Annotated in this window: 14 protein-coding genes; 12 read left to right on the top strand and 2 right to left on the bottom strand. The window is 53.7% G+C overall.

From position 1 onward, the window contains the following. Nucleotides 1–68 precede the first annotated feature (68 nt). From tilS to ispD, 6 genes are all read left to right on the top strand, one after another. On the top strand, nt 69–1,406 hold the full coding sequence (gene tilS, locus IEX86_RS01200) for a tRNA lysidine(34) synthetase TilS (protein WP_188864244.1): 1,338 nt from the start codon (nt 69–71) through the stop codon (nt 1,404–1,406). Between the two features lie 165 nt (nt 1,407–1,571). After that, nucleotides 1,572–3,200 carry a CTP synthase gene (gene pyrG, locus IEX86_RS01195; protein WP_188864243.1) on the top strand — a complete coding sequence of 543 codons (1,629 nt, stop codon included), beginning with the start codon at nt 1,572–1,574 and terminating at the stop codon, nt 3,198–3,200. Nucleotides 3,201–3,205: 5 nt separating this feature from the next. Then, entirely contained in the window at nt 3,206–4,051 is an 846-nt protein-coding gene (gene kdsA / locus IEX86_RS01190; RefSeq protein ID WP_188864242.1) for a 3-deoxy-8-phosphooctulonate synthase, read from the top strand. Between the two features lie 79 nt (nt 4,052–4,130). Continuing rightward, nucleotides 4,131–5,420, top strand: coding sequence for a phosphopyruvate hydratase (gene eno, locus IEX86_RS01185; protein ID WP_188864241.1), 1,290 nt, complete (start codon nt 4,131–4,133; stop codon nt 5,418–5,420). A 162-nt stretch (nt 5,421–5,582) separates the two neighbouring features. Continuing rightward, a complete protein-coding gene (locus IEX86_RS01180; protein ID WP_010797398.1) occupies nt 5,583–5,861 on the top strand; it encodes a septum formation initiator family protein in 279 nt (92 codons plus the stop codon). Then, nucleotides 5,858–6,589: a 2-C-methyl-D-erythritol 4-phosphate cytidylyltransferase gene (ispD, locus tag IEX86_RS01175; protein WP_188864240.1), complete on the top strand. Its 732-nt coding sequence runs from the start codon at nt 5,858–5,860 to the stop codon at nt 6,587–6,589. The genes IEX86_RS01180 and ispD overlap by 4 nt, the downstream gene beginning before the upstream one ends. 4 nt (nt 6,590–6,593) lie before the next feature. On the opposite strand, the gene IEX86_RS01170 is transcribed toward ispD, so the two are convergent. Further along, complete coding sequence (locus IEX86_RS01170) at nt 6,594–7,760, bottom strand: baeRF3 domain-containing protein (RefSeq protein WP_188864239.1); 1,167 nt, start codon at nt 7,758–7,760, stop codon at nt 6,594–6,596. Between the two features lie 308 nt (nt 7,761–8,068). Beyond that, entirely contained in the window at nt 8,069–8,953 is an 885-nt protein-coding gene (locus tag IEX86_RS01165) for a LysR family transcriptional regulator (protein WP_188864238.1), read from the bottom strand. Between the two features lie 104 nt (nt 8,954–9,057). Between IEX86_RS01165 and IEX86_RS01160 the strand changes: the two genes are divergently transcribed. The 6 genes from IEX86_RS01160 (at nt 9,058) to IEX86_RS01135 (ending at nt 14,106) form a co-directional block, all read left to right on the top strand. After that, on the top strand, nt 9,058–10,170 hold the full coding sequence (locus IEX86_RS01160; RefSeq protein WP_188864237.1) for an S-(hydroxymethyl)glutathione dehydrogenase/class III alcohol dehydrogenase: 1,113 nt from the start codon (nt 9,058–9,060) through the stop codon (nt 10,168–10,170). Between the two features lie 60 nt (nt 10,171–10,230). After that, nucleotides 10,231–11,082 (top strand): S-formylglutathione hydrolase, encoded by an 852-nt coding sequence (gene fghA / locus IEX86_RS01155; RefSeq protein ID WP_188864236.1) that lies wholly within the window; start codon nt 10,231–10,233, stop codon nt 11,080–11,082. Between the two features lie 84 nt (nt 11,083–11,166). Beyond that, nucleotides 11,167–11,640 carry a 2-C-methyl-D-erythritol 2,4-cyclodiphosphate synthase gene (gene ispF, locus IEX86_RS01150; RefSeq protein WP_188864235.1) on the top strand — a complete coding sequence of 158 codons (474 nt, stop codon included), beginning with the start codon at nt 11,167–11,169 and terminating at the stop codon, nt 11,638–11,640. Beyond that, nucleotides 11,637–12,695 (top strand): tRNA pseudouridine(13) synthase TruD, encoded by a 1,059-nt coding sequence (truD, locus tag IEX86_RS01145; RefSeq protein ID WP_188864234.1) that lies wholly within the window; start codon nt 11,637–11,639, stop codon nt 12,693–12,695. Before ispF ends, truD begins: the two co-directional genes overlap by 4 nt. Beyond that, nucleotides 12,683–13,432: a 5'/3'-nucleotidase SurE gene (gene surE, locus IEX86_RS01140; protein WP_188864233.1), complete on the top strand. Its 750-nt coding sequence runs from the start codon at nt 12,683–12,685 to the stop codon at nt 13,430–13,432. The genes truD and surE overlap by 13 nt, the downstream gene beginning before the upstream one ends. Nucleotides 13,433–13,470: 38 nt before the next feature. Then, nucleotides 13,471–14,106 (top strand): protein-L-isoaspartate(D-aspartate) O-methyltransferase, encoded by a 636-nt coding sequence (locus tag IEX86_RS01135; RefSeq protein ID WP_188864756.1) that lies wholly within the window; start codon nt 13,471–13,473, stop codon nt 14,104–14,106. The last annotated feature ends 31 nt before the right edge of the window (nt 14,107–14,137 follow it).

Genomic DNA, 14,137 nt, shown 5'->3' with positions numbered 1-14,137 from the left:
TGCCTGGCTTGTGCTGGGCATGCACTAAAGCTGTTACATGAATAATGTGTATTCATTGATTGGCAGCCATGTCTCGCTCTGATAGTCCTTCTTCCTCTCTTGCTGACAAAGCTCTCAAGGTCTTAACCCCGTATCTGCGCGCCAAGCGATGGCATATCGCCTTTTCTGGCGGCATGGATTCTTCGGTTCTCCTGCATCTCTTGTCGCGTCTAGCCTCGTACAGGCAATTACCGCCGCTGCATGCTATCCATGTGCATCATGGTCTTCTTAAAGAAGCAGATGATTGGGTGGAACGGTGTCAGCAAGTCTGTAAGTTCCTGCAGATTCCTTTGAGTGTTGAATATGTGCAGGTCGACCAGCGTGCAAGCCTGGAGCGAGCTGCCCGGGATGCACGCTATGCAGCCTTCGCTCGGCATATTGAAGAGGACGAAGTGTTACTGGTTGCTCAGCACCAGGATGATCAGGCAGAAACACTTTTATTGAGATTGCTGCGCGGAGCCGGAGTAAAAGGTTTGTCAGCCATGGCAACCTCGCGTGCAATGCCCAAGGGACATCTGATAAGACCTTTTCTATCAATCCCTCGAGAAGAGCTGCTACGTTATGCCTTGGCGGAAGGGCTGGAGTGGGTAGAGGATCCGAGCAATCAACAGGTTGTTCAGGATCGTAATTTCTTGCGCCATGAAGTCCTGAAGGTGCTGCGTCTGCGCTGGCCACAGGCTTCAAATAGCATTGCCCGTAGCGCAGGGCACATGGCCGAGGCACTGGCTGTTCTTGAGGAGTGTGCCGCCATGGACTTAAGTGCTGCGCAGACTGGTCATGCGTTTTCTTGGCTTTCACTTCCTAGTCTTGAATTAGAGGTTATCAAGCAGTTAAGTGACTATCGCCAGCGCAACGCACTTCGTCATTGGCTAGATGAATATAGCCGGATGCCGGACACTGATCACTGGGCAGGGTGGGTGGCACTACGGGACGCAACTGTTTCAGCCAACCCTGTCTGGGTGCTGGAAGGGGGAGAGATGCACCGCGGCGCGGGGCGGCTCTGGTGGGTATCGCGCCAGTGGTTAACTGCAGTCCTTACGCCTCTTCAGTGGCCTGAGGGTCAGTCTGAAATACAGTTAGGCGGCAATGGGCAGGCCAGGATTATCGGCCAGCGCCCCGAAGGTGTTCTTGATATTCGTTACCGTCAGGGAGGAGAGGTTATGATGGTTCCAAGGCGGGGGCATAGAGACCTAAAGCGGCTTTTGAATGAGCATCATGTGCCCACCTTTCTGCGCGGCAGATTGCCGCTGCTGTTCTGCAATGGGCAGTTGATTGCTGTCGCTAACCTGTCTGGACTGGATAGTGCAGCCGATAAACGCTGGCGGTTTGAGTGGACTCCTGCGACGAGTGGGAGGCGTTTGAGCTGAAAGGCAGTTTGTTGTAGACTACGCTCCCGTCTTGTACCGCACTTGTTGTTTACGTAACAACGGGTGTGCGTTGGGCATGAAGTTTTACCGTGCTCAACCGAGGCCTCTAGGCCTCCCTCGCTTCCCGGCGGCTTTCCGCCTTACTACAGATTTCTAGGAAAATTCATGACGCGCTACATCTTCGTCACGGGCGGTGTTGTTTCTTCATTGGGGAAAGGCATTGCCTCGGCTTCCTTGGGCGCCATTCTGGAAGCGAGGGGCTTGAAGGTCACCATGCTCAAGCTGGATCCCTATATAAACGTCGATCCAGGTACTATGAGCCCGTTCCAGCACGGCGAAGTATTTGTCACCCATGACGGTGCCGAGACCGATCTCGACCTGGGTCACTATGAACGTTTTATTCGTACTACAGTGACCCAGGACAATAACTTCACGACCGGCCGCATCTATATGGATGTGCTGCGTAAGGAGCGTCGCGGCGATTATCTAGGCGCGACTGTTCAGGTCATTCCTCACATCACTGATGAAATCAAGCGCCGGATTATCAAAGGCGCAGGTGATGCGGATGTGGCGCTGGTTGAAATCGGCGGTACCGTAGGTGACATCGAGTCCCAACCCTTTCTGGAAGCCATACGCCAGCTGCGCGTAGAAATTGGCGCTCGCCGTGCCATGCTCATGCATCTGACGCTGGTGCCCTATATTGCAACGGCTGGTGAGACCAAGACCAAGCCGACTCAGCATTCGGTGAAGGAGCTGCGCTCCATCGGTCTGCAACCAGACGTCCTGATTTGCCGCTCCGATCACCCAGTAGACAGCTCTTCTCGTCGCAAGATCGCGCTGTTTACGAATGTGGAAGAGCGTGCAGTCATTTCGCTGGAAGATGTGGATACGATTTATCGTATTCCGTCTGTCCTGCATGCGCAGGGCCTGGATGACTTCGTAGTCGAGCGCTTTGGCCTCGAATGCGGCCAGGCTAACTTGAGCGAGTGGGATCGCGTGGTTGATGCCAAGCTCAATCCTGAGCGTGAAGTAACGATCGCCATGGTCGGTAAATACATGGAGCTATTGGATGCATACAAATCGCTCATTGAGGCGATGACGCATGCAGGTATCCAGAGCCGTACCAAGGTAAACCTGCGCTATATCGATTCGGAAGACATCGAGCAGCAGGGTACACACCTGCTCAAGGGCGTGGATGCCGTTCTTGTGCCTGGTGGTTTTGGGCTGCGCGGCGTAGAAGGGAAGATTCGCACGGTTCAATATGCTCGCGAGAACAAGATTCCGTACTTGGGTATCTGCCTCGGTATGCAAGTGGCCGTAATTGAGTTTGCTCGTAACGTGCTGGGCTGGACCGATGCAAACTCCACTGAGTTCGATAAGTCCGGTCAGCATCCAGTCGTTGGCTTGATTACCGAGTGGCAAGATGCTTCCGGTGCTACCGAGATCCGTACAGAAGCTTCCGACTTGGGCGGCACCATGCGTCTGGGGGCTCAAGAGTGTCAGCTGTCTACCGGTACGCTGGTGCATGATTGCTATCAGAAAGACGTGATCGTTGAGCGTCACCGTCATCGTTATGAGGTGAACAACAATCTGTTGCCTGAAATCATGGCGGCAGGTCTGAAAGTGACAGGTCGCTCTGGCGATGGTGCTCTGGTCGAAGTGGTCGAGGCTCCGGATCATCCTTGGTTTGTGGCTTGCCAGTTCCATCCGGAATTCACGTCTACTCCGCGCGATGGTCACCCGCTATTCAGCGGTTTCGTAAACGCGGCCCTGAAATACGCTAACAAGGCTTGATGACTATGGCTCAGAAAACGATTCGTGTCGGTAATATCGAAGTCGCTAACGACAAGCCGTTTGTGCTGTTTGGCGGAATGAATGTGCTTGAATCCCGCGATCTGGCGATGCAGATTTGCGAAGAGTACGTAAAGGTGACGCAGAAGCTGGGTATTCCTTACGTTTTCAAGGCCAGTTTTGACAAAGCCAATCGCTCTTCGGTGAACTCCTTCCGTGGCCCGGGCCTGGAAGAAGGCATGAGGATCTTTGAGGAAATCAAGAAGACCTTCAATGTACCGGTTATCACGGACGTTCATGAGCCTTACCAGGCAGCACCAGTGGCTGAAGTCTGCGACATCATTCAGTTGCCAGCTTTCCTGTCTCGCCAGACTGACCTGGTTGTTGCCATGGCCAAAACCAATGCCGTTATCAACATCAAAAAAGCTCAGTTTCTTGCACCTCAGGAAATGAAACATATCCTGCAGAAGTGTGAGGAGGTGGGCAATGAACAGTTGATCCTGTGCGAGCGTGGTACGTCCTTTGGTTATAACAATCTGGTAGTCGATATGCTTGGCTTCGGCATCATGAAGCAGTTCGAATACCCGATTATCTTCGACGTGACTCATGCTCTACAGATGCCTGGCGGTCGTAGCGACTCTGCCGGTGGGCGTCGTGCACAGGTTACTGATCTCGCCAAGGCTGGCCTGAGCCAAGGGCTTGCGGGTCTGTTCCTGGAAGCGCATCCGGATCCTGACAGCGCCAAGTGCGATGGCCCTTGCGCCCTTCGATTGAACAAGCTCGAGCCTTTCCTGGCTCAGCTAAAGGCACTGGATGAACTGGTGAAGTCGTTCACTCCAATCGAAACAGCCTGATGTTCCGCTGAACTTAGTTCCAAATAAGAAGCCGAAGGTGCAGTTTGCACCTGACCAGAACCATGGAGAGCGTATAACAATGGCAAAGATCGTCGACATAAAAGGCCGGGAAATTCTGGATTCCCGCGGTAACCCTACCGTGGAAGCCGAGGTGATTCTTGATAACGGTATCGTCGGCAGGGCTTGTGCGCCCTCTGGTGCATCCACAGGATCACGCGAAGCGTTGGAGCTGCGTGACGGCGACAAAAGCCGTTATTTGGGCAAAGGCGTTCTGACCGCTGTTGGTAACGTCAACGGCCCCATCCGAGATGTTCTGCTGGGTAAGGATCCGTCTGATCAAAAAGCGCTGGATAAGGCGATGATTGATCTCGACGGTACAGAGAACAAGTCCAAGCTGGGCGCCAATGCGATCCTGGCGGTTTCCCTGGCAGCAGCCAAGGCCGCTGCAGAAGACAAAGACCTGCCTTTGTATGCGCATATCGCTGAGCTCAACGGTACACCCGGTCAGTACTCCATGCCGGTTCCGATGATGAACATCATCAACGGCGGCGAGCATGCCGACAACAATGTCGATATCCAAGAGTTCATGGTTCAGCCAGTCGGCGCTAAAAGCTTCGCTGATGCACTGCGTATGGGTGCAGAGATCTTTCATCACCTGAAGGCGGTCCTCAAGGCTCGTGGCCTGAATACTGCTGTAGGGGATGAGGGCGGCTTTGCCCCCAACCTGTCTTCCAACGAAGATGCCTTGGGCGCCATTGCCGAAGCGGTTGAGAAGGCTGGTTATAAGTTGGGTACGGACGTGACCCTGGCCTTGGACTGCGCTTCCAGCGAATTCTATGAAAACGGCCAGTACAGCCTGTCTGGTGAAGGTAAAACATTCGATGCGACAGGTTTTGCCGATTATCTTGCAGGCTTGAGCGAGCGCTTCCCGATCATTTCTATCGAAGATGGTATGGACGAATCCGACTGGGCTGGCTGGAAAGCGCTGACAGACAAAATCGGCAGCAAGGTTCAGCTGGTAGGTGATGACCTGTTCGTAACCAATACCAAGATCCTCAAGGAAGGTATCGAAAAAGGTATTGGTAATTCTATTCTCATCAAGTTCAACCAGATCGGCTCCCTGACCGAAACGCTGGAAGCCATTCAGATGGCAAAGGCAGCTGGTTACACCGCTGTAATTTCTCACCGCTCAGGCGAGACCGAAGACTCGACAATTGCCGATCTTGCGGTTGGCACTGCAGCAGGCCAGATTAAGACCGGCTCCCTGTGCCGTTCGGATCGCGTGTCCAAGTACAATCAGCTGCTCCGTATCGAAGAGCAGCTCGGTGCTAAAGCTCCATACCGGGGACGTGCCGAATTTCGTAGCTGAGTTCACTGGGAGCGGCCCGGGCTGCTCTCTGTTGTGAAGTGATGTGTTAAAAAGAGCAGGATTGAGGTGTCGCTTATCGATATAAGCATCATTTCCTTCCTGCTTTTGTTTTAAGTGTGTTCTCATTAGCTCTCTAATTTGTTGCTTTGAACTGTAAAGCCAATGCGTAGCCCTTACTGGTTGTTTCCTGTCCTGATCATTGCGCTAGCCGGCCTGCAGTATCGTCTGTGGGTGGGCGATGGCAGCTTGGCGCAGGTAAAGGAGCTGCGTGAGCAGATTTCCAGCCAGGATGAAGAAAACAAGCAACTGCTCGAACGTAACCGGATTCTTGAGGCAGAAGTTGCCGAGTTGAAGAAGGGAATGGAGACGGTTGAAGAGCGCGCTCGCCATGAGCTTGGCATGGTCAGAGAAGGCGAAACCCTTTACCTACAATCCAAATGATAAACAAAGCCTTACCTTCTTTCTGGGCCGTCGTACCCGCTGCGGGCATTGGTTCGCGTATGCGTGCTGACCGGCCTAAACAATACCTGGATCTTGCTGGGCGTACTGTCATTGAACATACGCTCTCTGCCTTATTGCATCATCCTTCTTTGCAAGGCCTAGTCGTTAGTCTGGCTGCTGATGACAGGTGGTGGCCTGATCTGGCGTGTGCATCTGATCATCGGATCACTCGAGCAGCAGGAGGAAAAGAGCGCGCTGACTCCGTTTTGAGTGGTCTGCTTCAATTGGCAGTATGCGGCGCCTCTGACTCGGACTGGGTGTTGGTGCATGATGCAGCAAGGCCTAATCTGTGCCAGGGTGATGTTGATCGCTTGTTATGTGAGCTGGCTGACGACGAGGTGGGGGGGTTACTGGCCGTTCCGGTCAAAGATACCTTGAAGCGTGTCGACCCTTATGGGCGGGTTGAGGTGACAGTAGATCGCAGTGTGATTTGGCAAGCATATACACCTCAAATGTTTCGCTTGGGTCACCTGAGACAAACGCTCAGTGATGCGTTAGCTGCAGGCGTCATGATTACTGACGAGGCCTCTGCGATGGAGTGGGCCGGCTATAGGCCACGAGTAATAGAAGGACGAAGTGACAACATCAAGATTACGCGTCCTGAAGATCTGGTCTGGCTAACACAGCTTTGGCGCGAGCGTCGGCATGAGCCGACGCCCACTGTTTAGCCTCTTAGAAACGATAAACTGCCGCTGCGCCAGTTTTGCATGGCATACGCTCACGGGGTACGACGACTACATCGCCGCCATGCTCCATGACGTACGTAATAAGCTCATCCAGCACATCGGCTGTTTCAGCGCCAGCAGGCTTAGACGGGTGCAGCTCACCGCTTTCTCGATTAAGTAGTCCAGGGATCTGGCGGTCGGCCTCCACCAGCAGCATGGCTACACGACTTTCAGCAGTAGCTTTGCCAATTTCTTCAAGCTGATCAGAAGCTAGGCCTTGACCACGGGATTCCCCGTACTGATCAAGAATGCCATTCAAGCGCTTCAGATACATAGGCTCCATCAGCTTCCAGCTTTCCTGGCGCAGCATTTCAGTGTCTAAAGCGCCTTGCCCGATGGAAATACCCTGTTCAAGAAGCTGTTGGTTATGGCTGACATGACGGAACACAGTCTGGTTTTCTGGTAGAGCAGCCACTATGAGGGGGAGCCCAGAAGGTTTTGAGTGGTGTTCAGTAATCGCTCGGTCAACAGCGCGGAAGAAGCGCTCACAGTCGATGTCGATCTGCTCTTGCTTACCACTTCCTCCAGAGCCATGGATCATGGGATCGCCACGCTCACCAGCTGCACCAAAGCCGTTAGTGTTGCCAATCTGATCCTTAGGCGTCAGCTCGGAGCCTAGCGCCTCGTCTTGGTTACGGGGGACCTCAGGCGCTAATTCAACCTCATCCAGCACGTCTCGATTACCCTCAAACAGGCGGACCTGATTACGGGAAAGGCACAGGATCTGATACCGATCTGCTGATTGAGCGATCCGAAGAATGGGCTTCAGATAGTGATGAGAGTTGACGATTGCAACTTCTGGCACTTTGCGCTGAAGCGGATAGACCATGAAGTAATCTTTGCCACCAAATACAGCAACGCCATCACGGGTGTGATTCCAGAAATCACGGTTATCAACCAACTCATCAAACGGCCTGAGCAGCGTGTCGCTAGGGACGTCTGGGAATTGTTGTTCCAACGAGGCTTTCAAATCGCGGACCAGATTCTTGAATCGGATCGGGTCCTGAGTGCGCTCTGGAAAACTACGATGCGTAGGCATGTAGATCGACAGGCATGGCGGCTCATGCTTTTCCATGAGTTCAGCCAATGTTGCTTTGGTGATGGGTCCGTACATGGCGGCTTCCTCGCTATGGTTATGGAGGGTTCGTCAACTGCTAAGGGGTCTGGCGCCTGGGATGCATTAGGCTGAACCAGCTCCTCGATGAATCTCGTAAAGAAGAAGGTCTGCTCACTTCCAGTTTCATATCGCTTTAGAGGGTCTCGATACAAAAACTTAGAAAGCGGGAGCGTCCTGACTTCTAGGATTCGCCTGTTTGGAGCATGACCCTTTCATGTTCCATATAGGTACGACGAGCCAGGCATCGGCGGGTTCCAACCGTTGGACGTATGGTGCGGATAACCGAACGGTGATGAGATAAAACTTCAGTTCTGAAGATAGGCTGGCAAATTGCTTTTGAGATAGTCCACCAGCTGTCTGACCTTTGGAGATAGATGACGTCGCTGAGGGTAAAGCGCCCATACTCCTGTATTAGGCGGTTGTCGGTTTTCCAGCAGGGATACCAGTTCCCCTCGTGCAAGGTGAGGCGCTACATAGTAATCAGGCAGCTGACAAAGGCCAAAACCTCTCAGCGCTGCGTCCAGAACAGCCTGACCACTATTGCATCGCCAGTTTCCTGCAACCTTAACGGGGGCTTCTCTGCCATTCTCCTGAAAACTCCAGATATCGCTATTACCGATCAGGCAATTATGCCGCGCCAGCTCTGACAGAGCATGAGGAGCTCCGAAGCGTTCCAGATAACGCGGGGCAGCGCACAGGTACATGATGCGTGGCGCCAGCTTGGTTGCAATAAGCTGAGAATCGTTTAGTCGGCCCAGGCGAATTGCCAGATCGAAGCCTTCCTGCACAAGATCCAGCGTACGATTGGATAGCTCTATTTCAAGGCGCAATTGCGGATGCAATGCCATAAAACTATTTAATAGCGGAGCGATAAAGCGCTCGCCATAGGTAACCGCGCAAGTCATGCGCAGCAGTCCCTTGGGTTCGCTGGATAAGTCACTGACGGCGCGAAGTGCTTCTTCGCGGGCATCCTGCAAGCGCTGGCAGTGCTGGAGGAATGTTTGCCCGGCTTCGGTAAGCACCACACTACGCGTACTGCGATAAAACAGACGTGTCTGCAAGCGCTCTTCCAGCCGTGCGATCTGTCGACTGACATGTGATGAGGAAACACGAAGCCGTTCAGCTGCTAGGCTGAAGTGACCTGCTTCAGCAACCGCAACAAACTCATCAAGGCCTTCCCAGGCATTCATGATTATCCCTGTATGGCAATAATATATTGCAGAACGTCGGATTATTAACTGAATAAAAATTCATACACTACACGTACCGTATCACCAGATGGATGATGACCTCTATGATTAAATCACGTGCCGCTGTTGCTTTTGAGGCTAACAAGCCTTTGGAAATCGTTGAAGTCGATGTCGCTCCGCCTAAAGAAGGTGAAGTGCTGGTTCGTATCGTGGCGACCGGTGTTTGCCACACTGATGCCTACACATTATCTGGCGCTGACCCGGAAGGTATCTTCCCTGCCATCCTTGGCCATGAAGGCGGTGGTGTTGTCGAAGCGGTAGGTCCTGGTGTGACCTCCGTTGCGGTCGGCGACCATGTTATTCCTCTGTATACGCCTGAATGTGGTCAGTGCAAGTTCTGCCTTTCCGGAAAGACCAACCTGTGCCAAGCCATTCGTGCTACCCAGGGCAAGGGGTTGATGCCGGATGGCACTTCTCGTTTCTCCTATAAAGGCCAGCCTATCTATCACTACATGGGCACCTCTACGTTTTCTGAGTACACCGTATTGCCGGAAATCTCGCTAGCCAAAATTCCCAAGGAAGCGCCTTTGGAAAAGGTCTGCCTGCTTGGTTGTGGCGTCACTACCGGGATCGGGGCAGTCTTGAATACGGCCAAGGTTGAAGAGGGCGCTACAGTAGCCATCTTCGGTTTGGGTGGTATTGGCCTTTCAGCCATTATCGGCGCAACGATGGCCAAGGCAGGACGTATCATTGCCATAGATATCAATCCGTCCAAGTTCGAAATCGCCAAGCAGCTTGGTGCAACGGATTGCGTTAACCCGAACGACTACGACAAGTCTATCCAGGACGTTATCGTTGAGCTGACTGATGGTGGCGTAGATTACTCATTCGAGTGTGTTGGTAACGTAAAGCTTATGCGTGCTGCACTTGAGTGCTGCCATAAGGGCTGGGGTGAGTCGGTCATTATCGGGGTTGCCGGAGCTGGCCAGGAAATCAGCACACGTCCATTCCAGTTAGTGACGGGACGCGTATGGCGGGGAAGTGCTTTCGGCGGCGTCAAGGGCCGCACCGAACTGCCAGGTTATGTCGATAAAGCCCAGAAGGGTGAAATCCCCCTGGACACCTTTATCACCCATACCATGGGCCTTGATCAGATCAACGAAGCGTTTGACCTGATGCATGAAGGCAAGAGCATTCGTACCGTTATCCACTATTGATCATGCTCAGGCCCGACATTTTGATGTGTCGGGCCTGTTTCGGCGTGCAAGGAGTTATTCATGAGCAATACGCTGGAACTGGTCTCCTGCCAGAAGTCTTTTGGTGGCTGGCATAAGCGTTACAAGCATCAGTCGGCTGTCTTAGGCTGCGAGATGACCTTTGCCATCTATCTTCCTCCCCAGGCAGAACAGAAAACACCGCTGCCAGCCCTTTACTGGCTGTCAGGGCTAACCTGTACTGATGAAAACTTCATGCAAAAGGCGGGCGCCCATCGGGTTGCTGCTGAGTTGGGGTTGGTACTGGTTGCTCCCGACACGAGCCCGCGTGGTCCGGATGTGCCTGATGATGCACAGGGCGCGTGGGACTTTGGCCTTGGTGCGGGCTTCTATCTTAATGCGACCCGTGAGCCCTGGGCCAGGCACTATAGGATGTACGATTACGTTGTGAAGGAACTGCCTGCTGTAATCGAAGCCAACTTCCCAGTTTCGGACAGGCGCGGTGTGAGTGGCCACTCGATGGGCGGTCATGGTGCTCTGATTTGTGCCCTGCGTAATCCAGGGATGTATCTCTCGGTTTCAGCATTTTCGCCTATCGTTAATCCCATGAATTGCCCTTGGGGACAAAAGGCTTTCTCCAATTATCTGGGTGAAGATCGTACCAGTTGGGCTGAGTGGGATGCGTGTGCGCTGATGGAAGAGGCGCAGGAGCGGCTGCCCGTTCTCGTGGACCAGGGCGAGCAAGATAGTTTTCTTTCAGAGCAGCTTAAGCCGGAAGCGCTGGAGCAGGTGGCTACGCGTGTCGGTCATCCATTGACCCTGCGTCTGCAGCCTGGTTACGACCATAGCTATTATTTTGTCGCAACCTTTATCGAGGAGCATTTGCGTCATCATGCCCGCGCGCTTATCGATTGATTAAGCTTGCGTGCTCGGTAACGGCGACGTTTATGGATTACCCCGGTAGAATTGGCGCCCTGATCCTTCAGGGCGTTTTTATTTATGCGAATTGGCCACGGCTATGATGTACATCGTTTCGGTGAGGGTAACTTCATCACGCTGGGCGGTGTACAAATCCCTCACACTTCTGGACTGGTTGCTCACTCGGACGGTGACGTTGTCCTGCATGCACTGGCAGATGCCCTGCTGGGCGCGGTCGCGCTAGGCGATATTGGCAAGCACTTTCCGGATACCGACCCGCAGTTCAAAGGTGCTGATAGCCGTGCGTTACTGCGTCATGTGGTCGGCCTGGTTCGAGAGAAAGGATTTAAAGTGGGTAATATAGACGCGACGATCATCGCTCAAGCACCCAAAATGGCACCTCATATCGATGCCATGCGTCGTGCGATCGCAGAAGATCTGCAGGTTGAGCTTGATCAAGTCAATGTAAAAGCAACCACTACGGAACGCTTGGGTTTTGTCGGTCGTGAAGAAGGCATTGCCGTTCATGCCGTAGCGTTGTTGCTTCCGGTATGACTGAATTAGATCTGCTGGGGCCAACAGCCCATGGACCCGCCTGTGGTACCGCGGTATTAAAGGCTACTGCTGAAGACTTCCAGGTAAACGAGGTGCTGGATATTCCCCTGGAGGGGGAGGGTGAGCACCTTTGGCTCTGGATTGAAAAACGAGGGCTTAACACGGAAGAAGCTGCGCGGCGTTTAGCGCGTGCTGCAGGCGTGCCGCTAAGGGCCATCAGTTATGCCGGCCTCAAGGATAAACAGGCGCTTACACGGCAGTGGTTCAGTCTGCATCTTCCGGGAAAAACCGATCCTGAATTGAGCGCGGCTGAGAGTGATGCCCTGAGTATCCTGAAGCGCGTCAGGCATCGCCGCAAGCTCCAGCGTGGCGCTCATGCAGCGAACGGGTTTACGCTCAGGCTGACTGAACTGCTTGCTGACAAGCGCATGCTTGAAGAGCGGCTAAGCAAGATGGCTACAGAAGGCGTACCGAATTATTTTGGGTTGCAGCGCTTTGGGTACGACGGTGGCAATCTGGATGAAGCGAGGCACTTTGCGCAGCAAGGCTCATTACCCGAGCAGCGTAATCGTCGTTCACGCATCCTGTCTGCTGCTCGCAGTTACCTGTTCAATCAAATTTTGGCTCAGCGAGTGACTGCTGGGAACTGGAATACCGCAAGGGTTGGAGATCTGCTGGCATTCACGGATAGCCGCAGTTTCTTTCCTGCGGGTGAGGCGGAGTGTTCTGATCCACGACTGGCGGCCCTTGATCTTCATCCTACCGGTCCTCTCTGGGGAGAAGGTGACTCACCGGCGGGTGGCTCAGTCCAACAGGAAGAACAAGGTGTGGCCGCTGATGCTGCCGAATTGTCCGCTTGGCTCGGTAATGCAGGGCTTCGGCATGAACGGCGCATTCTTCGCCTCCCTATTAACGGACTGTCATGGCATTATCCCGAACCTGACATTCTGCAACTTGACTTCGTCCTGCCGGCTGGCTGCTTTGCTACCGTTGTAGTGCGTGAGCTTGTCTCGCTGGGCACGGCAGGACAGACGGATACTCCATGCGACTTCTGATTGCCAACGATGACGGTGTTCTCTCGCCTGGCATTGCTGCCTTGCATGCAGCGCTGGAAGGCTATGCCGAGTGCACTGTAGTAGCACCCTTGACGGATATGAGTGGGATAAGCAGCGCCTTGACGCTTGATCGACCCTTGCATCCACAGCGTTTACCCAACGGGTATATCGGTATAAACGGTACGCCTACCGACTGTGTGCACCTGGGCATCAATGGTTTGCTGGAGCATACGCCGGATATGGTCGTATCAGGGATCAACCTGGGCGCCAACCTGGGCGATGACGTTCTATACTCGGGAACAGTGGCCGCCGCATTGGAAGGTCGCTTTTTGGACCGCCCGGCCTTTGCCTTCTCGCTCTTGTCACGGCTTCCCGATAATCTTCCGGCGGCTGCGCAGATCGCTCGGCAGATTGTCGAAGCCCATACGCAGCTTGATCTACCGCCGCGTACGGTGCTGAATGTCAACATACCCAACTTGCCGCTTGAGCACATAAAAGGGGTTCGGCTGACACGGTTAGGCCATCGTGCACGTGCCAAGCCGCCTGTCAGGGACGTCAATCCCAGGGGCAAGGAGGGATACTGGATCGCTGTTGCGGGTGATGCTGAAGATAGCGGCTCGGACACGGATTTTCATGCGGTGATGCAAGGTTACGTATCGATTACGCCGCTACAACTGGACCGGACCTTTTATGAAGGGTTTGCCGGGCTGGCTGTTCTAGAGGAGATGTTTCGATGAGTCAGGGGCAAGAGCATATGCAGCGTTATGGGATTGGTATGACTTCGCAACGGACCCGCGAACGACTCATCCAAAGGCTTTATGAAGAAGGCCTTTCCAATGCCCAGGTACTAGAGGTTATCCGCCGCACGCCCCGCCATTTGTTCGTCGACGAAGCCCTGGCGCATCGGGCCTATGAAGACACGGCGCTTCCTATTGGTCATAACCAGACCATCTCTCAACCGTACATGGTCGCTCGTATGACTGAGCTGCTCCTGGCTGCTGGCCCTCTGGACAAGGTCATGGAGATTGGTACAGGGTCTGGCTACCAGACGGCGGTACTTGCGCAGCTGGTCGAACGTGTTTTCTCCGTTGAGCGGATTCAGTCACTTCAGGACAGAGCTAAGGAGCGCTTGGTCGAGCTTAATGTACGTAATGTCGTGTTCCGTTGGGGAGACGGTTGGGAGGGCTGGCCAGCGCTAGCTCCCTATAACGGTATTATCGTAACGGCTGCGGCCCGTGAGGTGCCTCAAGCGCTGCTCGATCAGCTAGCGCCGGGTGGACGCCTTGTGATTCCGGTAGGTGAAGGCGAAGAGCAGCAACTGATGCTGATCGAGCGTCAAGAAGAGGGATTTTCTCGGAAAGTGCTCGATTCTGTGCGCTTTGTTCCACTTCTGAATGGACCGTTGGCCTGACCCCTTTGTCAGGGAACGATAGTATTGGCAA

Origin of the sequence: Pseudomonas asuensis (assembly GCF_014646755.1) — a bacterium.
Taxonomy (GTDB): Bacteria; Pseudomonadota; Gammaproteobacteria; order Pseudomonadales; family Pseudomonadaceae; genus Chryseomonas; species Chryseomonas asuensis.
Note: the sequence above shows the minus strand (reverse complement) of the source record. Positions and strands in the feature narration are given on the sequence as shown.